This is a genomic window from Paraburkholderia fungorum (genome assembly GCF_900099835.1).
GTDB lineage: Bacteria > Pseudomonadota > Gammaproteobacteria > Burkholderiales > Burkholderiaceae > Paraburkholderia > Paraburkholderia fungorum_A.
In genome coordinates, this window is the sequence record NZ_FNKP01000002.1 from 2,321,241 (window position 1) to 2,340,687 (window position 19,447).

Annotated in this window: 16 protein-coding genes; 4 read left to right on the forward strand and 12 right to left on the reverse strand. The window is 59.6% G+C overall.

What is annotated here, in order from left to right; translation table 11 throughout:
• Window positions 1-50: 50 nt before the first annotated feature.
• From BLS41_RS26275 to BLS41_RS26305, 7 genes are all read right to left on the reverse strand, one after another.
• Window positions 51-794, reverse strand: coding sequence for a YoaK family protein (locus BLS41_RS26275; protein ID WP_083380085.1), 744 nt, complete (start codon window positions 792-794; stop codon window positions 51-53).
• Window positions 775-1,044: a DUF1427 family protein gene (locus tag BLS41_RS26280; protein ID WP_074770162.1), complete on the reverse strand. Its 270-nt coding sequence runs from the start codon at window positions 1,042-1,044 to the stop codon at window positions 775-777. The genes BLS41_RS26275 and BLS41_RS26280 overlap by 20 nt, the downstream gene beginning before the upstream one ends.
• A gap of 59 nt (window positions 1,045-1,103) precedes the next feature.
• Entirely contained in the window at window positions 1,104-1,745 is a 642-nt protein-coding gene (locus BLS41_RS26285) for an HD domain-containing protein (protein WP_074770164.1), read from the reverse strand.
• A 60-nt stretch (window positions 1,746-1,805) separates the two neighbouring features.
• A complete protein-coding gene (locus BLS41_RS26290) occupies window positions 1,806-2,627 on the reverse strand; it encodes an alpha/beta fold hydrolase (protein WP_074770166.1) in 822 nt (273 codons plus the stop codon).
• A gap of 121 nt (window positions 2,628-2,748) precedes the next feature.
• A complete protein-coding gene (locus BLS41_RS26295) occupies window positions 2,749-4,218 on the reverse strand; it encodes a mechanosensitive ion channel domain-containing protein (RefSeq protein ID WP_074770168.1) in 1,470 nt (489 codons plus the stop codon).
• A gap of 54 nt (window positions 4,219-4,272) precedes the next feature.
• On the reverse strand, window positions 4,273-6,141 hold the full coding sequence (locus BLS41_RS26300) for an amidohydrolase (protein ID WP_074771194.1): 1,869 nt from the start codon (window positions 6,139-6,141) through the stop codon (window positions 4,273-4,275).
• 179 nt (window positions 6,142-6,320) lie between these two features.
• Entirely contained in the window at window positions 6,321-6,956 is a 636-nt protein-coding gene (locus BLS41_RS26305; protein WP_074770170.1) for a hydrolase, read from the reverse strand.
• Window positions 6,957-7,264: 308 nt separating this feature from the next.
• Between BLS41_RS26305 and BLS41_RS26310 the strand changes: the two genes are divergently transcribed.
• Complete coding sequence (locus tag BLS41_RS26310) at window positions 7,265-7,783, forward strand: Dps family protein (protein ID WP_074771195.1); 519 nt, start codon at window positions 7,265-7,267, stop codon at window positions 7,781-7,783.
• A 1,030-nt stretch (window positions 7,784-8,813) separates the two neighbouring features.
• Window positions 8,814-11,741, forward strand: coding sequence for an ATP-binding protein (locus BLS41_RS26315; RefSeq protein ID WP_171910313.1), 2,928 nt, complete (start codon window positions 8,814-8,816; stop codon window positions 11,739-11,741).
• Between the two features lie 87 nt (window positions 11,742-11,828).
• On the opposite strand, the gene BLS41_RS26320 is transcribed toward BLS41_RS26315, so the two are convergent.
• Window positions 11,829-12,299: a ribonuclease gene (locus BLS41_RS26320; protein ID WP_074770172.1), complete on the reverse strand. Its 471-nt coding sequence runs from the start codon at window positions 12,297-12,299 to the stop codon at window positions 11,829-11,831.
• A gap of 278 nt (window positions 12,300-12,577) precedes the next feature.
• Here BLS41_RS26320 and BLS41_RS26325 point away from each other — a divergent pair, with 278 nt between their 5' ends.
• Entirely contained in the window at window positions 12,578-13,768 is a 1,191-nt protein-coding gene (locus BLS41_RS26325) for an Ig-like domain-containing protein (RefSeq protein WP_074770174.1), read from the forward strand.
• Window positions 13,769-13,877: 109 nt separating this feature from the next.
• Window positions 13,878-14,033, forward strand: a complete 156-nt coding sequence (locus BLS41_RS39170) for a hypothetical protein (RefSeq protein ID WP_171910314.1) — start codon at window positions 13,878-13,880, stop codon at window positions 14,031-14,033.
• A gap of 100 nt (window positions 14,034-14,133) precedes the next feature.
• Here the strand turns inward: BLS41_RS39170 and BLS41_RS26330 are convergent, their stop codons facing one another.
• The 4 genes from BLS41_RS26330 to BLS41_RS26345 all read right to left on the reverse strand — a co-directional run bounded on the left by BLS41_RS26330 (window position 14,134) and on the right by BLS41_RS26345 (window position 19,366).
• Window positions 14,134-16,449 carry a xanthine dehydrogenase family protein molybdopterin-binding subunit gene (locus BLS41_RS26330; protein ID WP_074770176.1) on the reverse strand — a complete coding sequence of 772 codons (2,316 nt, stop codon included), beginning with the start codon at window positions 16,447-16,449 and terminating at the stop codon, window positions 14,134-14,136.
• Complete coding sequence (locus tag BLS41_RS26335; RefSeq protein ID WP_074770178.1) at window positions 16,449-17,435, reverse strand: FAD binding domain-containing protein; 987 nt, start codon at window positions 17,433-17,435, stop codon at window positions 16,449-16,451. Before BLS41_RS26335 ends, BLS41_RS26330 begins: the two co-directional genes overlap by 1 nt.
• Window positions 17,435-17,965 (reverse strand): 2Fe-2S iron-sulfur cluster-binding protein, encoded by a 531-nt coding sequence (locus tag BLS41_RS39400; protein ID WP_074770180.1) that lies wholly within the window; start codon window positions 17,963-17,965, stop codon window positions 17,435-17,437. The genes BLS41_RS26335 and BLS41_RS39400 overlap by 1 nt, the downstream gene beginning before the upstream one ends.
• A gap of 480 nt (window positions 17,966-18,445) precedes the next feature.
• A complete protein-coding gene (locus BLS41_RS26345) occupies window positions 18,446-19,366 on the reverse strand; it encodes a class I SAM-dependent methyltransferase (RefSeq protein WP_074770182.1) in 921 nt (306 codons plus the stop codon).
• Between the last annotated feature and the right edge of the window lie 81 nt (window positions 19,367-19,447).

Below are 19,447 nucleotides of genomic sequence, written 5' to 3' on the forward strand. Positions count from 1 at the left end.
GCAATGGTTGAACCGGCAGCGCTCACACGGAACGCCGCTGTAAAAGAAACTTATTGGCTGTTTTTCAGCGCTCTTCTGCTCCAGGCCAGCAACAGCAATAGGCAAACTGGCAACACGATGGCGATAAACGAAATGCGCACGAAAGCCAATGCGCCGCAAATCGCTCCGACGGCAAACCCCGCCATCGCCGCGAGCGTCGACATGAGCCGTTCACGCACTTGCTGCCCATGTCCGCCGCGCGCACCACGATGAATCAGTTCGATGACATCCAGTACAACCTGGGTGACATTGCCGGTCATCACCGTGTTCGGTAGTCCCGCGCTCTGTAGCAGTCGACCGCGCGCGTTCTGCACGCCCATTGCCATCGTTCCCACTACACCGCTGAGCAACACCGCCGACGCAGTGGAATTCTCGATAGGCATTGCGGCCCAGCCTGCGATCATGAACGCGATCAGCAATACCGCCTGGAGCAGATAAAGCGCACTTGCAGCATGTTCCGCGTGACGCCGCTCAAGAAATTTGAACATCACGCTACTCAGGGCAATGCCGACAATGAACGACGGAAACGCCAGCAACTTGAGCAGTACGCCTTGCCCGACGCCTGCGACTTCCGCGCCGATCAGCACGAAGTTTCCCGTGACGTGCGCAGTGAACAATCCGAACAACGCGATAAAGCCAAGCGTGTCGACGTACCCTGCGATCCACGCAAGAATGGTGTCCTCGTGCTTGTTCACGCGAACACCTCCGATGAGCGGCGATGGATTTGCCCGTGCATTAACTACGGCCTTTTGCATTGGATGCGTTGGCCGGGTTCGCTGATAACCTCGCTTCAGATACTGTCGCGCTTGTGGCTTCCCCGGCGACCTGAACCTCAGCAGCCTGCGCAAAGAACTGCGCCTTCACGACCGGAATCGCGTGCTCTCCCAGCACCATGCCAAGCAATCCGGCAAGCGCGATCAGCGGCGGCGCTGGCGACTGTACTTTCAGCAGCCAGTAAAGGAGCCCGACGCCAAATCCGACACAGAGTGAAATGATGTAACCCATGCTGTTGCCCTCAAAGTTTCCCGTATAGCGCTGCCGCGTTCAGCGCATCTTGCTGACGGTCAGTCAGGCCAGTCCGATCCCAGTACCAGCCCACAAAAATTCAGCCGCCGATAGGTCGGATCCCAGCGATCCAGAACATCGGCGTTGACCGTGCCGAAAGTTGTTTCAGGCCGCTGTTCCATACCACGCGCATACGCTTCGATAATCGACTTCTTGAAACCCGTCTCGCGCGGATAAGCCCGCACGATCTCGTCGCGCTGCTGCGCACTGAGATCGTCATAGCGGGCACCCCGCACATCCATCTGCACGCCGGCGCTAACCAGCGCCACCAGCGGCGACATGTACTCGGTTATGCCCGGGGTGGTATGCAGTGCAATCGCATCCCACACCTCCTTGATCGCCGCTTGCGCCACGCCGTACTGCAGTAAAAAGTCGCGCGCTGCATTCGCGCTGTCTACTTCATATCTGAACGGCGACCGGTAATACTGCGAGTTCAAACCGATGTTGTGAAACATCGCCGCGACATACAGCAGGCCCGGATTAAACGCCAGTTCGTCGCTGTATCCGATGAGTGCGCCGAACAGAAACGTCCTCAGCGAATGATGAAACATCGACTCCGATTGCATCGCGCAGACGTGACTGGTCGCTGCCTGCGCCATTGCACTGTCGGGAATGTCGACCCCCGCAATGTTTTTTTTCATGTCAACTCATCCGTGTCAGACACGCGGTCAATCGCTCCCCCCAACTCTGGCGGGCAACGATCAGGACCGCGCGAATGCCAGAAGATCCTGATTGAGCCGGTCCTTATGGGTGACGTACAGCGCATGCGGTGCGTGTTCGTACACGAGCAGCGTCGCGTCCTTGATCAAAGCCGCAGCGGCCTTGCCCGTTATGTCGAAGTTCACCACGGCGTCGCCATCGCCGTGCACGACCAGAGTGGGTACATCGAATCTGGCGAGATCAGGCCGGAAATCGGTTTCAGAAAAAGCCGCTACGCAGTCATGCGAGCCCTTCAGTCCGCCTTGAAGTCCTAGCGATAACGTCCAGTCCAGCATCTGCTGCGTGACGTTGGTGCCCTCCTGATCGGAGCCCATGAAGAGCGGGCCGAACTCGTCGAGAAACTTCGGACGATCGCTCAACAGTCCCGCACGAATGCCGTCGAAAATCGCCGGGTCCATGCCCTGAGGATGATCCTCGCGACGGATCATCAAAGGCGTCACCGCGCTTAGCAACACCGCCTTGGCGATTCGCCCCGTACCGTATCGCCCGATATAGCGGGCCACTTCGCCGCCGCCCATCGAAAAGCCGCCGAGAATCACGTCCTTCAGATCCAGCGCTTCGATGAGTTCGTGGACGTCGCGCGCGAACGTGTCGTAGTCGTAACCCGACCACGGCTGATCCGACCGGCCGAAACCGCGACGGTCATGCGCAATCACGCGAAAGCCGTTATCCGCGAGAAACTTCATCTGGTATTCCCACATGTCGGCATTCAGCGGCCAGCCGTGAACCAGAACAATTGGCTGACCGGTTCCCCAATCCTTGTAGTAGAGCTGGACGCCGTCCGATGTGGTGAAAGTACTCACGTGAAAAACTCCCTGGTCGATTGTGTGATTTCATGCCCGAATGCAGCGTAACGAATTATTCGGATAAAGACCTTGGCGCACTATTAAAAAGCCTTAAGACCTGCTGCATTTTTTTCACAGCTCATTGCGTGAGTTGGTGGAACCGCCTCATGCCGTCGCGAAACCAGCCGAATAGCCCACCGGCTTCGTCAACGACGCTTTCAGCCGATGCCAGCAACAGCTTCTCGGTTGCGTGATGCTCCGATAACAGCCGGCACATTTCTCTTGCGATTTCGGGGCGTCGATCGAGAATCGGCGTCAATGCCGTTTTGTCCAGCCGGAATACCGTTGCGCGGGTCATCGCGCGAACCATCACATCCGTTCTGATACCGGTGAGAATGCCCGATTGCCCGATCGAGTCGCCGGGCGCAAGTCTGCGCAATTCGATCTCGCCATCGCTCCTGGGCGCACTCACCTTCGCCACGCCGCGCGCCAGGATATGAAGCTCGTGACCGCCTTCATCGGCGGCGTCGTAGATGGTCTGTCCGGTGTCGAACTCGTGCGTCGTGAGCTTCGCTTCGAGTTCTGCGATCTCATCGTCGCCGAGCGTCTGGAAGATCGCGACATTACGCAACAGGCGACGCTTTTCGTCCACGGTATTCAACTGCGTTTCAGGCACGGACAATGATCGCAATAGAACGCCACGTGAAGCCAGGTGACGGTGCGCCAGATCGAACAGATCGTTTCTCACGGCATTCTTTTTACTCAATTCGCCGACATAGCAAACGATCTCGTACTCGATCGAATCGTTCGTTGCGCGGCGCACGCTCACCATTGGCGTGGGATCGTCCAGTACATCGTCGGCACTGGCGGCGGCGTCTTCAAGCGCCGCAAGCACCAACGCGGGGCGAATAGACGGCTTGACCGGCAACACCACACTAATGCCATGCGTATGCGACGGCTGATTGGCATTGATGATGTTGGTCCGCGCGGCCACGCTATTCGGAATGACGACGAGATTGCCCTGAGCATTCAACAACGTGGTTGCACGCCAGTTGGTTTCGACGATCTTGCCCTCCACCTCGCCTATCGTCACCCAGTCGCCGAGCGCAAAAGGTTGTGTTGCATTGAGCACAACGCCCGAAAAAACGTCGTTCAGCGTGCTCTGAATTGCGAGTCCGAGTACCACGGCGAGCGCACCCGACGTCGCGAGCAAACCTCGCACCGGCAATTCGAGTACATAGGCAATGGCTCCGACTGCCGCGGCGAGAAACACCAGAGCGCCCAGCACATCCTGAAACAGCCGCTCTCTATGCCACGCTTCGGGCAACACCAGCCGATCCAGCAGAACTGTCAACAAGCGCGCGCCCTGTAACCACCAGACGAGTTCCAGCATCTGCGCGAGCAGATGCCGCAACGGCTCATTCGACCACGGCGCCGCCCGCAGCGGGTTCATCCCCGAACTGAACAGCACGTAAGACGACAGGCCGAACATCAGTGCGCGAAACGCGAGACGCAATTGCTGGCTCTGGCGTCCCATGAAACGCCATGCGAGAAAGTCGAGGACCAGTATGCCGATTCCAAACAGCACACCGTCGTTCAAGGTCGGCATCGTGGCCCTCTATCCTTCGTTCTCGCTAGTCGGCTAGTCGCGGATTCGTATTGGTCAGAACGCGAAACAGCTACAGCCCAACGCGCCCCAGAAACCGTTCGAATCGCTGACCGGCACGTTTTTACGCCATGCCCAACCATGTGCATGCGCATGTACCCCGCACAGGTTCACGCAGCCATCCACGCAGGCCACCGCTGTCGGCTTGTAGCGGCTATAGCCGCCAAACTCCGCAACCGGCGACCACGACGGACTGACCGGCAAATCGGGCGGTGCGAGCGGCGCAAATTCGTCGTCGGCATAAACGACCTTGCCGCCCACCACCGTCAGATTCGACGTGAGGAACTTGATGCGATCTTCTTCGATAGAAAAGTAGTCTTCGCTGAGCACGGCAAAGTCTGCGAACTGGCCCGGAACGAGTGCGCCCTTGCGCTCTTCTTCATTCGAGAACCACGCACTGCCGACCGTGTAACGGCGCAAGGCTTCCATACGATCGAGCCGGTTTGCGCTGCCATACATGGCAGTACCGCCGACGGTCTTACCCGACACCATCCAGTACAGCGACACGAACGGATTGAAACTTGCGACTCGCGTGGCGTCCGTACCGGCGCCTACCGGCAACCCGGCATCGAGCATCAGACGCATCGGCGGCGTGTGCTTGACCGCCTCTTCGCCGTATTGCTGAATGAAGTACTCGCCCTGATACGCCATCCGATGCTGAATCGCAATACCGCCGCCGAGTGCCCGAACACGGTCGATATTCTTCTGCGTAATCGTTTCGCAGTGGTCGAAGAACCAGCGCAGCCCATTGAACGGAATTTGCGCATTCACCCGTTCGAACACATTGAGGAAGCGATTGATCGATTCATCGTAGGTTGCATGCAGGCGGAACGGCCAGCGGTTCGCGACCAGCAGCTTGACGACCGCTTCGAGTTCTTCTTCCAGCGAATCGGGCAGATCTGGCCGCGGTTCGAGAAAGTCTTCGAAGTCGGCGGCGGAGAACACCAGCATTTCTCCCGCGCCATTCATGCGCAGGAAATCGTCGCCCTCGCCGGGCTTCGTCAGCTTCACCCACTTCGCGAAATCTTCGATTTCTTTTTTCGCGTTCTGCGTGAACAGGTTGTAGGCGATCCGCACAGTCAGTTCGTTGTGCTTTGCCATGTCCATGATGACCGCGTAGTCGTCGGGATAAGCCTGATAGCCGCCGCCCGCGTCGATCGCACTCGTTACGCCGAGCCGGTTCAATTCGCGCATGAAATGGCGCGTGGAATTGCGCTGATCGTCCGGCGCGAGCTTCGGCCCTTTAGCGAGCGTGGCATACAGCAAGCCCGCATTCGGGCGCGCGATCAGCATGCCGGTCGGATTGCCGCGCTTGTCGCGCTGAATCTCGCCGCCCGGCGGATTCGGCGTGTCTTTCGTATAACCGACTGCACGCAATGCAGCCCCGTTCAACAACGCGCTGTCATAAAGATGCAGAATGAAAACCGGCGTATCCGGTGCAATTGCATTGATCTCTTCCAGCGTCGGACCACGGCGCTCGGCAAACTGGAATTCGTTCCAGCCGCCCACCACGCGCACCCATTGCGGCGCCGGAGTTCTTGCCACCTGCTTGCGCAACATGTCCAATGCGTCGGCTAGCGACGGTACGCCGTCCCAACGCAACTCCATGTTGAAATTCAATCCGCCTCGAATCACGTGCAAATGCGAGTCGTTGAGGCCGGGAATAACGGTGCGCCCTTTGAGGTCGACCTGCTGGGTACGCTGCGTCGCGTGGCGCATCACGATGTCGCGCGCTCCCGCTGCGATAACGCGGCCGTTCGCCACTGCTACCGCGTCGGCAAACGAGCGCTTGTCGTCCTGAGTGGCAATCTTGCCGTTGAAGAAGACGACGTCGGCTGGCGTCGGCTCGTGAGTATTCGAAGTCATGGCGATCCTCATAGGGAGCGCTCCGCGTTTTCAACGCGCGAGCTATTCCAGGAAGACAAAGCCCTCACGGACTGCCTCCCTTGCTGCATTCAGAAACTGGTTGTTGGCGGTGGCAAACGTCGAACCTGCTTTTCGTTTGCCACCGCATCGATCGGGACGGGTACGCCGATCGACGCAGATCAGCCCGCTTCGCTCGCGTGCTCGCCGAGAATCGACTTCGCGTAGCGCACGCCAATGCCATACGCGCTGTGCGCCTTCAGAATGTCCATGCAGCCTTCGTACGTCTCCGAGCGCGCCCAGTCACGTTGCAATTCGAACATGTACTGGAACGAGGTCATCGGGACTGCGCCCGCCTGGATGATGCGTTGCACTGCGCGCTCGTGAGCTTCGGTGCTGACGTCGCCGCATGCATCGGTCGGCACGTAGATTTCGTAGCCTTCGTTGATCATCTGGATGGTCGGGAACGACACGCACACTTCCGTCCACAGACCCGCAATCACGATCTTCTTGCGACCCGTTGCTTCGATGGCCTTGCGGAAGTTGGAGTCTTCCCACGAGTTCATCGACGTGCGGTCGATCGGCGTGTATTCCGGGAATACCGATTGCACTTCCGGCACCATGTCGCCGCTAAACGACTTGGCGGCCACGGTCGTCAGGATCGTCGGCACCTTGAAGAGCTTCGATGCCTTCGCGATAGCCTGCACGTTATGCAGGATCGTGGTGCGTTCATGCGACATCGTGCCGAAGAACATCTGCGGCTGATAGTCGATGAGTGCAACGGCGCATGAATCGGGGGTCAAGAGTTCTTTCGGCATTACGGGCTCCGTATTAGATGGATATGGCAGTCGCTGAACGATCTGCCTCACTCGCTTGAGTAGCGATAAAAACTGAGAGCGATTCTAGCGACGGATTTTTGCGCGGTCCTTGTCCAGAGCCCTTAATAGTTCTTAAACAGAATGAGTACGAAGATTGGCCTATCGAAGCAGAATTCGAAATTGATGCATGAAACTCGAATCAGAAGAATTCATATTTTTTGAGGGACTTTATCGAGGTTGCGTTCCTACACTTGTCTTTGCCAGATTCGGAAATTGACCGCATTCCATCCACACTTCAAAGGACAATGATGAAAGACGAACTCAAGGCCATCGCGCATCGTTCGGCGCCGCTGAAAACCACAACCCGTCTAAGTGAAGACGCAACCCGCGACATCTCAGCGGCATTGACCACGCTGCTCGCCGACATGTTCGCGCTCTATATGAAGACGAAGAACTTTCACTGGCACATATCCGGGCCGAACTTCCGCGACTACCACCTTCTACTCGACGATCAATCCAGCCAGATCTTCGCGACGACTGATCCACTCGCAGAACGTGCACGCAAAATTGGCGGAAGAGCGCTCCATTCCATCGGTCAGATTGCAAAGCTGCAACGCATTGCCGATAACGATGCGGGATTCGTCACGCCGTCGGACATGCTGGCGGAATTGCGTGAAGACAATCTCGCGTTGCGCGGCTATATGAGCGAGACCCACGCGCTATGCGACGAATATGGCGACGTCGCTACGGCCAGCCTGCTCGAAGAATGGATCGACGAAGCAGAACAGCGCGTCTGGTTCCTGTTCGAATCCGGGCGCAATACCTGAATGTTATTCGAGGCGGCCGCCGCGACTGCGTCGTTTCATAAGAATTAATCGTTCTGAAGTTCGTGACTGGTATTGATGCAGTACGATTCGAGCCCACGAACCGTATATCAACAACAACACAAGAGTGGAGAAAGTTAGCTGAACCTGCTTCTGGAGTTCCGTCGGCTAATCGCGGTCAACTCCGGATTGCGGGCGCGGGTACGACTGGTGCGGGTGCGACCGCACCAGTCGCACTGGCCGTCGCGTCCGCGATCGGGAACCCCGCACCCATATATCGCATTGCCATGTCATTCGCAATCTTCTCCAATGGTTTTATTTCAGATAAATTTCGGCTAGCCTTTACACCTTTGCGCATGCCAGCGCAAAGATGCAGTCGCCGCCCATCTTTATCATCGCCCGGCACTTACCTGATTGAGAAGTTCCGGTGCGCGGCCGCAATTCGGGAAGAGTAGAAGAGTCGCCGGCTTCGCCACTGCACAAAGTACATGCATAAGACATGCTTCCCTGCAAAGCACAAAACAAGATTTCAATAGAAAAATTTGCACAATGCATGCAATCTGTCGCGCGGCTATCTCGTTCGCGCATATCGGCAAATTGATTTCACGGCAATGCGCCGCCTGGCACGAATACTCGGGATGGACTTTCTTACAAAGCACCGCACTAACATTCAAGACGTACAGATTCTGCCAGGGTAAGTTCAATCATGTTGGTAATGTTCTGAAAGGCTCACTCCGGCGTGCGAGATAATCTTGCATCGCCCACACGTCAATAAACGACGCGCCTTCAGAAATTCGCTGAATCACCGTCTTTATCGACATCTTATCGACATCCCGCGACCGGCCTTGATGCTTCATCGGCCAGTAGCAATTAGTGCAATCGGCATTGGCGGATACTACCCATTATCCGTATGAGGATAGCAGGCAAAAAAGAGCCCATGCGCGATGCGGTTCGTCACACGACGACACCCGCATAGCCATGGCTTCGCCATTCCTTTTGTTGGCATGCTCCTTTTTCTGAATCTGAAATTGACATGATCGAAATAGGCCGCTTCACAATCGATCTGGAAATGCGCACTTTGCAGCAGGACGGCAAAGTCGTGCCTCTTGGATCTCGCGCCTTCGACATCCTCGCCACGGTCGCGTCGGCCGGTGGACGTCTCGTCACGAAAGACGAGTTGATGAATACAGTGTGGCCCGAAACGATCGTCGAAGAAAACAACATTCAGGTTCACTTATCCGCGTTGCGGAAAATACTCGGCCCGGATCGCGATCTGATTCTGACCGTGCCCGGGCGCGGTTATCAGTTATTGCAACGGAAGAAAGAATCCGCGCCGGACACGCAGGCAGCGGCCAATGCGCAACTGTTGGGAACAGGTCGTTTGCCACGCCCCAACGCGCAGCTTGTCGGACGCGACATCGAGGTCGCGCAAATCCGCGCGATATTGAAAAACACCCGTGTTCTGACGCTGGCCGGTGCAGGCGGCATCGGCAAAACCAGTCTCGCGATCGAGGTCGCGCGCCAGTCGGCGCAGGACTTCCCCACCCCGGTCTGTTTCGTCGAACTGGCTGCATTGACGAGTAAAGAGGCGATCGTGCGCGCAATTGTCGACGGCTGGGGACTGCCGTCATCGCCCAATTGCGGAAGCGAAGCCGAGCAACTCGGGTTTGCACTGCCCGAAGCACACCGGTTACTGCTGCTCGACAATGCCGAACATGTCGCCGACCACGTCGCGGAAATCGTCGAGTTGCTTGTCGCGGACAATGAAGCGTTGCGCGTGCTCGTCACGAGTAGAGAACCGCTGCGCATCATGCCGGAGACGGTGTTCAGAGTCGATCCGCTCGACGTGCCGCCGCCGCACGCCACGGATGCGGAAATTCTCGCGCGCTCGTCGGTCAATCTGTTCCTGCTGCGCGCTCATTCGATGCAGAGAGAGACTGGCCCCGAAAGCACGGAGATTCAACTGGTTGGCGAAATCTGCCGGCGACTCGACGGCATTCCGCTGGCTATCGAACTGGCTGCGGCGCGCGTGCTCACACTCGGCGTAGAGGGCGTGCATCAGCGGCTCGACGACCGCATGGCGATCCTCGCTGGCGGCTACCGGACTGCATTACCGCGTCATCAAACCCTGCGCGCCACGTTCGACTGGAGCTTTGCGCTGCTCGATTCGAGTACTCAGGCGTTGTTCCGGCGACTCTCGACATTCGGCGGCGTTTTCACTTTCGAGGCGATGTGCGCGGTCGCCTGCGATATCGAGTTGACGGTCGGCAATTCTATCCACGGTATTAGCGAGCTGGTTTCGAAGTCGCTTGTGAATGTCGAGTTCGACGGACCGGTTGCCAAATACCGGCTTGCCGAATGCACGCGCGCGTACGCGTTGGAGAAGTTGCAGGCAGAAGGAGAAGCGCGCAGGATCGCCGCACTTCATGCGCGGTATCTGTCCAACTGTTTCGAGGCGCAATCGGCGGAAACGCGTCAGGCCGCTTCAGGCAGTCCGTCAGACGTTCAACAGACATTCGACGACGCGCGCAGTGCTTTCGACTGGGCTCTCTCTTCCGATGGCGACATGCAACTCGGCATCGAACTCGCGTCGAATCTGGCTGGCGCGTTGCTCGACCGGGGCTTGATGGAAGAGTGCTGCGCACTCGCCGAACGCGCTGTAGAAGCGATCGAACAGCTTCCCGCCTGTACTGTCGACGTCACCGGTGCACTACGCGTTCGCGCGGCACTGGCGGCCGCGCTTACGCATGTACGCGGCCCTGTGCGGAGGTCGCTCGAACTTTGGCGTAAGGTGCTCGACCTGGCCACCCAGGCGGGCGACGCCGAGTTTCACGCGCGTGCATTGTGGGGCATGTGGAACGCGCTGCTTTCGAGCGGACGCGTCAATGAATCGATGCAGGTCGCCACGCAATTCCAGGCATGGGCGCAGTCGCACGGCACGGCGTGGCAGCAGATTCTCGCGGACCAACTGGCGGCCATTTCGATGCACTGCCTCGGTCAGCATGCGGAGGCTCGCGACGGGTTGATGAATGTGCTGGAACGCTCAGCGTCGCTGCGTGACGACGCGCGGCCGGGCGGCCGTTTTGCAGTCGATCCGCTCGTGTTCTGCAATGGCACGCTGGCGCGCATCGTTCTGCTTCAGGGCGATCCCGAGAAGGCCATGATGATCGTCGACAAAACGGTCGATCTGGTCGGCGCGGAAACCATGGAGCCGTCGCTCACGCATGTGCTCGGCACGGTGGCGGTGCCGCTTGCGCTGATCTCGGGCGATGTTCGGCGCGGTCGGCACTATCTTGAGATCATGCGCTCGCAAGCCGCGCTGCATCGCTTCGACACGTGGAACGACTGCTGCGAATGCCTGGCCGGTTGCAGCGACATTCTCGACGGTCAGATCGAAACCGGTTTACCGCGCCTCGAAGCCGGTCTCGACGCGCTGCTCGCACGCGGCTTCAGACGACTCGTCACGCCGTTTATCGTCGCGAGCGCGGAAGCACTCGTTGCTATCGGACGGTTGGCGCAAGCCTCCGCGCGACTGCGCGACACGCTCGAATTCTGCAGAAACAACGGCGAGCTGTTTTTCTTGCCCGAGGTTTGGCGGGCACTCGGCATCGTGGCGCAGGCTCAGGCGAACGAGCACGTTCGCGGAGATAAGGCATTCGTCGAGAAGATCGAGCATGCGTCCGCGTGTTTTCGCGAATCGATTGAATTGGCGCGAGAGCAAGGTGCACGACTTTGGGAGTTGCGATCGTTGATTGCGATGGCGAAGTTGCTGCACGAACAGGGCCGCAATGGCGAAGCGCTCGACCTTCTCGACGCGCTGGCGCCGTGCTTCAGGCGCACATCCACGGCGAGCGATGTTCAGGCGCTATTCGACTTGATCGATTCGTTGCATGCGCGCACTTGCGATGCGTGTGCGTCGGGTGGAATAAAAACGGTGCTGGCGATGCATGCCGTAGCATAGCGCGGCACAGTTTTCGATTTCTGAAAATACAGCGCCCCGTTGTCCACTTATGAACGTGTCGGGGCGTTGTCGTCAATTCTGTTTAAGCTATCCCGCGATGCGTTTGAAGCTGGTGTAGTAATCCTCGGTGTAATAGCAATCGCCGGTCTGTTTGCGTGGTCCGCCACACACGATGCGGCGCTGCCCACGATCCGCCGCGCCCGGCGTGCGAACCGTGTAAGCGTGGTAATAGCCGCGTGGATGTTCCGGCAGCAATGCCGCGCTATTGCGAAACAGCACACCGTCCTCACCGAAAGGGTAAGGACCGCCAGCCTTGATCAGACGCAGTGTTTCGGCGGCTTCGCCCGGCAACTGCGCCTGAGTGACGGCAGGCAGCGCACCCGGCACCTTGGCGCCCGATGCGGCCGCTGCGTCGCTCGCGGTTTGCCCAGGCTGGCTCGCCGCCTGACTCGCGGACGCGCCCGCGTCCTGAGTCGCATTTTGCGATCCGCCTTTGCCGCATCCACCGAGGATCGCGCTCAAGGCAAGGATGCAGGAAAAAACCCATGCTCGTTTCACGAAACGGTGCCCCCGGGTTGACCAGCACTCGACAACTACGACCGGTTTCAGGGTATCGCTAATCGGCGGGTGAATCAACGTGCCGTAGCACCAGAGGCGCTTTACGCAATGTGCGGACCCAACCGCTCTTCCGGGCTTCAGCGAACTACCCAAATCACGCAGGTTTCAAGCCCGTCGTAAATCTCCGCCCGCACGTCGACGTCCAACGCGAGCGGCGCTGCACGATCTCCGCCGTTGGGCGATACTTGCGCCCCTTCAAAGAACCCGGAGCAAGTTAATTGTCGAAGTTTCTGGATTTTCGCCGCGAGATGTTAGGGATCGCGCTTCTTACGCTTCTGGCAGGTTGCGGCGGCGGGAGTAGTGATGCCACGACATCGTCGACTGCGATTGCCGTCACTAACGTATCCGTCGCCCCCACGTCGGTTACTTTGGCGCTGGGTAACAGCGGCACCTTCGCAGCAACCGTCACGCCCGCCGACGCAACAGACGCGGCCGTCACGTGGACAAGCAGCGACGCAACAGTCGCGACCGTTTCCGGTAGCGGAGTAGCGACGTGCGTCGCGCAGGGATCATCGACGATCAAGGCATCGACGGCAAACGGGCAGGAAGGCGATGGAACGCTCACCTGCGAAAAACCGTTTTCCGTGCTGGAGTTTCTCAAGCTGAAGTCGTATCAGGACTCGACGGGCGTGCACTCGATCACCGACGCCTGGTTCGGGACGCTCGGCATCTCGCCGCTGAATCTGATCTACTCGAGCAACCTGGTCACGTGCCCGCTCACGACTTGCACTGACGAATACGAGGTCGATGCGACGAAGGTCGCTGCGGAGGCGGCGAGCGCGGATTCCACCGGCAGCACTCCGGTGTCGCTCGATCTGGAAGTGTGGGATTCGGACCGCTTCACGCCGACGGTGGCAACCGGAAACGGCAAGACGATCGTACAGAATCTGAGCGATGCCGTGTCGGCGTTCAAGGCCGACAATCCCGGCGCCGTGGTGGGCCTCTACGCCGAGGTCCCGCAGAACACGTTCACCTGGAGCGCGACGTCGGAACAAACCTATGACAGTCTGAATCCGCAATACGCATCGGTGGCGGCGCTGGTGGACTACTACAGTCCCTCGCTTTACAACTACGGGTATGACGGAACCGCGAGTGGCGACGCAACCTGGAATTCAGCGGCGGTGTATGCCGTTGACCAGTCGCGCGCGTTCGACACCCTCAATGGCACGAGCAAGAAAGTCCTTCCGTATATCACGCCGGTCTGGACCGACAGTACCGGAACGACCCACATTCTGACCTACGATCAGATGATGTACCGGCTGAACGCGCTGAAGGCGGCCGGCGCGGACGGCTGCATTCTGTGGATATCGAGTGAGCAGATCGACCCGTCAACGGGCGTGCTGCTGATTATCGACACCACGGCAGGATGGTTCAAGGCGGTCATCGATTTCAAGGCGGCGAATCTTTGAAGGCAGGCAGCTTTGAACGCAGGTTGACACGCGGACGATGCCTGCGTGAGAACCCGCCTGGGATCGGCGCTTGCTCCTCCAGTAGACATCAACTCAAGGAGGACGAATCATGTCGACCACACCCAACAAAGACGAAAATCCGATCCGGCCGGATCAGTCGGATGTCGTGCAAACGGATCTGCCTGATATAGGGCCGTCTGCCGATCCAGATGATCCGCCACTCGATCCGTCTATCGACCCCGACGTCGAGGACGATCAACCGTAGGCGGCGCCGACGCCCTAAAGCACTTCGGCCCCTGGGCGTCGGCCATGCCATCTCTGCTTGCGGTCGGCCTTACCGCCGCCGTTCGTCCATCGCTGCCGTGCTAGCCAATCATCTTGTCCAACGTGATGGGCAAATCGCGAATGCGCTTGCCGGTCGCATTGAAAACCGCGTTCGCAACGGCGGCGCCCACGCCCGTGATGCCGATTTCACCGACGCCACGCGCGCCCATCGGCGTATGCGGGTCCGCTTCGTCGTTCCAGATGATGTCGATCTGCGGGACGTCAAGATGAACCGGCACGTGATAGTCCGCCAGCGATGGGTTCATCACGCGGCCCGTTCTCTCGTCGAACAAGGTCTCCTCCATCAGCGCGAGACCGAGACCCATGATGATCCCGCCGCGAAACTGGCTCGCAGCAGTTTTCGCATTGATGATCCGGCCGCAATCGAACGAGCCGAGAAAGCGGCTCACGCGAATCTCGCCGATAATCGCATTCACCCGCACCTCGCAGAACAGCGCGCTGTGGCTGTGCATCGACCAGTGCTGCAACTCGAAGGGCATCGGCGCCTCGGCCTCGACACTGAGTTCCTGCTGCCTCGCCCGCGCCAATAAGGTGACGTAGCTCTCGAACCGGCTTTCGTCCTGAAGCGCGCAGAGACCGCCGTCGCGGCCGCCCACCTCGTCCGCCAGCAGGCCGGACAGCGGCGACGTATTGCCGGCGAACTGCAGCAGTTTGCCGACCAGCTTGTGATGCGCCGCGATCACGGCCGCGCCTATCGCGGCAGTCTGCTGCGAGCCCCCCGCGAGCACGACGCCCGGCAACGTGGAGTCGGCGTAGTCGAAGTCGATGTCGTCCATCGTCAGGCCAAGACGCTCGGCGATCACCTGCGTTTGGGCGGTCGAGGTCCCCATCCCCATTTCGTGCGCAGCAATGCTGACTTTCGCCCGACCTGCGTTCGTCAGCGTGATCCGCGCGGCGCCGCCCGGCATCCGGTAGTAAGGATAGGTGCCCGTGGCGCAGCCCATGCCGGACAGCCAGTCGCCGTCGCGCCGCGCACCTGGCAGCGCGCGCGAGGCCCAGCCGAATCGCTCACGGCCTGCCTTCCATGCATCGACGATACCGCGCTGCGAAAACGGCAGGCCCGAGGTTGGGTCCTTGTCGGGCTCGTTCGCGATACGTAAGTCGATGGGGTCCATGCCCATCGCGTGGGCCAGTTCATCGATCGCCGATTCGAGCCCGAACGTGCCAACTGCCTCGCCGGGCGCACGCATGAACGTGTTGGCCGTCATGTTCATTTTGACGGTCTCCACGTCGAGCAGGAAACTGCGGGACGCATAGGCGCTCTTCGCCGGAAGGATGAACGGCTCCGGCATGTTGTTGTGCGGCGTCATCGCGACCGTCCCCGTGTGGATCAGCGCATCCAGCGTGCCGTCGGCCTGAGCGCCCAAAGCGACGCGCTGCTCCGTGAGCGTACGACCGCCGACGATACGGTAAACACCCTCACGCGACAGCATGATCCGCACGGGGCGCTGCGCGAGCCTCGCCGCCGCTGCCGCAAGCACCTGATGCTGCCACAGCGTCTTGGAACCAAAGCCTCCGCCGACATACGGCGAAGTCACATGCACCTGCTTCTCGTCGATGCCGAAAACATGCGCGATGGTCCACGCTTCGTGCGCGACCGCCTGAACCGTATCGTGGATACGCAACGTGTCGCCTTCCCACGCGAGCGTCGCCGCATGCAGTTCGATCGGATTGTGATTGTGGCGCGGGGTCGTGTAGCGAGCATCGATTCTGTGCGGCGCAGCAGCCAGCATCGCCTCGGCATCGTTGATTTCGAGCTTGAGCGGCTCGCCCTGAAACACGCCCGGCTCCGAACCCTTCGCTTTCGCCGCCTCGAGCGACGTAACGGCGTCGCTATCCTCCTCGTAGCCGATCCTGATCAGCGACTGCGCATAGTCGGCCTGCTCCTGCGTGTCGGCGAGGACCAGCGCGACGGGCTGGCCATTCCAGTGAACCTGGTCATCCTGCATGATCGGCAGATCGTCACCGCCCGCCGCTTTAGGCTGCGTCATGAATGCCGGCATCGGCTTCAGACGCGGGGCGTTACGGTAGGTCATCACCAGTACGACACCTGGCGCGGCCTGCGCATCATCGGTGTCCATCTGGACGATGCGGCCACGGGGAATGGACGAGTACCTGAGCGCGGCGTAAGTCATTCCCTCCAGCGGAAACTCCGCAGCGAACGCTGCGCGGCCCGACACCTTCAACGGTCCATCGATCCGGCTAATCGACGCACCGATCAGACCGTGCTTGTGATTGATCAGCGGATCAGGCCGGCCGCCGGGGATAAAGCTGTCAGGGGCGAGAGCAATGGCCTTTTTCATCACCGCCTGCATGGCGTCCTTGAGGATAGGCATCAGCGAGTCTCCTGGAGAGCAGTCAACTTCACCAGCATGTCCGTGATGACGCGCTGGGCCAGTTCGATCTTGAACGCGTTGTCGCGCAGGCCTCGCGCGGAAGCGAGTTCTGCCTGGGCGGCCGCGCGGAAAGCGGCTTCGGTCGCCGGAGCGCCCTTGAGCGCCGCCTCCGCGATAGCGGCCCGCCACGGTTTGTGAGCGACGCCGCCCAGGGCGATCCGCACTTCACGCACTATGCCGCCCTGCACGTCCAGAACCGCCGCGACCGAAATCAGCGCGAACGCGTATGAGGCCCGATCGCGCACCTTGCGATAGCTGGAACGTCCCGGGAGACCAGCCGGCAGAGTCACCGAGGTGATCAACTCGCCTTCGTCGAGTACTGTTTCCCTGTGCGGCGTTTCGCCGGGCAACAGATGAAAATCGACCAGCGGAATGATGCGTTCGCCATGGCGGCCCTCGACGGTGACTTGTGCGTCGAGGGCGGCAAGTGCAACAGCCATGTCGGACGGATGCGTGGCAACGCAGGCAGCGGAAGCGCCGAGAATCGCGTGCATGCGATTGAAGCCTTCCAATGCGTCGCAGCCCGTGCCGGGTTCGCGTTTGTTGCAGTGTGCGGCGTCGTCATAGAAATAGCCGCAACGCGTGCGCTGCAGGAGGTTGCCGCCCACCGTCGCCATATTGCGGATTTGCGCCGACGCCCCTGCCAGGACAGCTTCCGATAACGCCGGATAGCTCTCGCGCACGCGCCGGTCGGATGCCAGCGCAGTGTTCCTGACCCCGGCGCCGATACGCAGGCCGCCGTCATCGGTCGCCTCGATGGCGCACGACAGGCGCGTGACGTCGACGAGCACCACCGGATGTTCGATGGTTTCGCGCATCAGGTCGACCAGATTGGTGCCGCCGCCGAGGTATTTGGCGCCCGGTTGCGCGCCGAGCTTAAGCGCTTCCTGCCGGTCGGAAGCGCGTTCGTAGGTGAATGGATTCATCAGGCGGCCTCGCGCTTGTTGGGGTCGCTGCCGGACGTGCCGAAAGTGTCCTGGATTGCATCGACGATGCCGTTGTACGCACCGCAGCGGCACAGGTTGCCGCTCATTCGCTCGCGCAGTTCTGTGTCGGTCAGCGAGAAGCTTTCCGCCGCGACGTCTTCGCTGACATAGCTCGGCACGCCGCACTTCAACTCTTCGGCCATCCCGACTGCCGAACATATCTGTCCGGGTGTGCAGTAACCGCACTGGAAGCCGTCGTGCTCGACGAATGCCTGTTGCAACGGATGCAGTCTGCCCGGCTCGCCCAGTCCTTCGATAGTGGTGATCTCGCAGTCCTGATGCTGCACGGCGAGCGCGAGGCAACTGTTGATGCGCGCTCCATTCACCAGCACGGTGCACGCGCCGCAAGCGCCTTGATTGCAGCCCTTTTTTGCGCCGAACAGATGACGTTGCTCCCGCAGCAGATCGAGCAGCGACGTCCTCGGATCGAAATCGAGTTCGAGCTCGCTGCCGTTTATGACGAAATGCATGATTGCACTCCCTGTAAATTCGGGCATGCGTCGCGTACGGTGACGCGTCCCGGTTCGTGCGGCAAATACACCGGAAATGACCGGCGGTGTTTGGCTGCAGTTCCTTGCTGGACTTGCTTCGATGGGGAATGGAATGTCCGCGCGGAGCGAGACCGAATGTGCAATTCGGGTTGGTGGGACCAGTTGCCGCCCGGGTCGCGCAGCCCCAGTTTGCGATTGGAGCAATTCGCGGGCCTTGCGACGGGTATGGCGAAAGCGGACTCGTTTTGCGGACGAGATTGGCGAGCGCTTCATTCGACTGATGAATGGCTGCGCGCGTTTGAGGAGAGTTCTGTTGATAAGCGGCCAGGCGGGCGCTCGGCCTATGTCACCGGCCGCTACAACGAGTGCGAGGAAGTTATCGGTCGAGAAATGCGTTGTGGCATCCGTCGCTCATATCGTCCAACGCGCCCGCTGCCAAAAAATCTATTCCAGCAACGTTCACTTTCCCGGCTTGATTGCGCTGAGATAAGCGGTTCGTTCCGGCCCGAAAAGTTGACCCGAATCGACACGAGGCCGGAATATTTTCTCGAACAGCATGCGATCGTCATCTGAACACGCCTGTTCCAGAAACGCCCCTAGCGGCGGTGCCCACGGAAACGGCGTGCTCTTCAGAAGAAGGTCCCACGAGCGGATCAGCGAACGGACAACGTCAATATGAAACTCCATGTGGATATCGGCGAAACCGCTGTCCAATGCATGACGAACCAGATCGCGCTCGTTGAAGTTGGTCATCGGATTGGCGGCAATATCCTCTTCGGTATCGGGAAGCTGGGTAGCCTTCCAGCGATGCAGCAGCCGGAAAAAACGATCGTCCGAAACCGCCGGTCCTGCATCGATGAATTTGCGCAGGGCAAGTGTCTCGAAGGCCTCGTCGCGGCGAATAGGCTCAGCGATGGAGATTCGGCCACCGGGCTTCAATATGCGATGAAACTCGCGCAGTACTTTCGCCTTATCTGGAAGATAGGCGATCACCGCGCGCGTGGTGACAGCATCGACAGTCGCATCCGGTATCTCTTTCAGATCATCAGCGGAACATTGAAGGAACGTGCATTGATCCGCAATGTTTCGTTCTGTCGCAACGGCATGGCAGTCCTCCAGCAACAGTGGAGAAACATCGGCTAGATACACGCCAAGAGTTGCGCCAATTCGCGCAATTGCCCGAAACGCCAGCAGGCCGTCGCCGGTTCCCACATCCACTAGCGTTGTACCGGGCGCAAGTTTCGCTGCATCCAGCACGCGGTCTGCAATTCTGGCGACTTCCGCGCGCAATTGCCGCTCGTGCTCATGGTCGGCAGCAAAACGGTCGCATAGCAACCACTGTCGCCACAAGTCGGGGTTTGCGTGCAGCGGAATGTTCATTGATCGTTTTTCGAAGATTGGTTAGATCGCCAGCGCGTCCTGGAGAGAATGCTCGCGTCAACCGGGGATTCACGCGATTCG

Excerpts from the sequence above, each read along its gene's own strand:
- BLS41_RS26275 (WP_083380085.1), bottom strand. The coding sequence starts at position 794 with ATGCAAAAGGCCGTAGTTAATGCACGGGCAAATCCATCGCCGCTCATC.
- BLS41_RS26280 (WP_074770162.1), bottom strand. The coding sequence starts at position 1,044 with ATGGGTTACATCATTTCACTCTGTGTCGGATTTGGCGTCGGGCTCCTT.
- BLS41_RS26285 (WP_074770164.1), bottom strand. The coding sequence starts at position 1,745 with ATGAAAAAAAACATTGCGGGGGTCGACATTCCCGACAGTGCAATGGCG.
- BLS41_RS26295 (WP_074770168.1), bottom strand. The coding sequence starts at position 4,218 with ATGCCGACCTTGAACGACGGTGTGCTGTTTGGAATCGGCATACTGGTC.
- BLS41_RS26300 (WP_074771194.1), bottom strand. The coding sequence starts at position 6,141 with ATGACTTCGAATACTCACGAGCCGACGCCAGCCGACGTCGTCTTCTTC.
- BLS41_RS26305 (WP_074770170.1), bottom strand. The coding sequence starts at position 6,956 with ATGCCGAAAGAACTCTTGACCCCCGATTCATGCGCCGTTGCACTCATC.
- BLS41_RS26310 (WP_074771195.1), top strand. The coding sequence starts at position 7,265 with ATGAAAGACGAACTCAAGGCCATCGCGCATCGTTCGGCGCCGCTGAAA.
- BLS41_RS26315 (WP_171910313.1), top strand. The coding sequence starts at position 8,814 with ATGATCGAAATAGGCCGCTTCACAATCGATCTGGAAATGCGCACTTTG.
- BLS41_RS39170 (WP_171910314.1), top strand. The coding sequence starts at position 13,878 with ATGTCGACCACACCCAACAAAGACGAAAATCCGATCCGGCCGGATCAG.
- BLS41_RS26330 (WP_074770176.1), bottom strand. The coding sequence starts at position 16,449 with ATGCCTATCCTCAAGGACGCCATGCAGGCGGTGATGAAAAAGGCCATT.
- BLS41_RS26335 (WP_074770178.1), bottom strand. The coding sequence starts at position 17,435 with ATGAATCCATTCACCTACGAACGCGCTTCCGACCGGCAGGAAGCGCTT.
- BLS41_RS39400 (WP_074770180.1), bottom strand. The coding sequence starts at position 17,965 with ATGCATTTCGTCATAAACGGCAGCGAGCTCGAACTCGATTTCGATCCG.
- BLS41_RS26345 (WP_074770182.1), bottom strand. The coding sequence starts at position 19,366 with ATGAACATTCCGCTGCACGCAAACCCCGACTTGTGGCGACAGTGGTTG.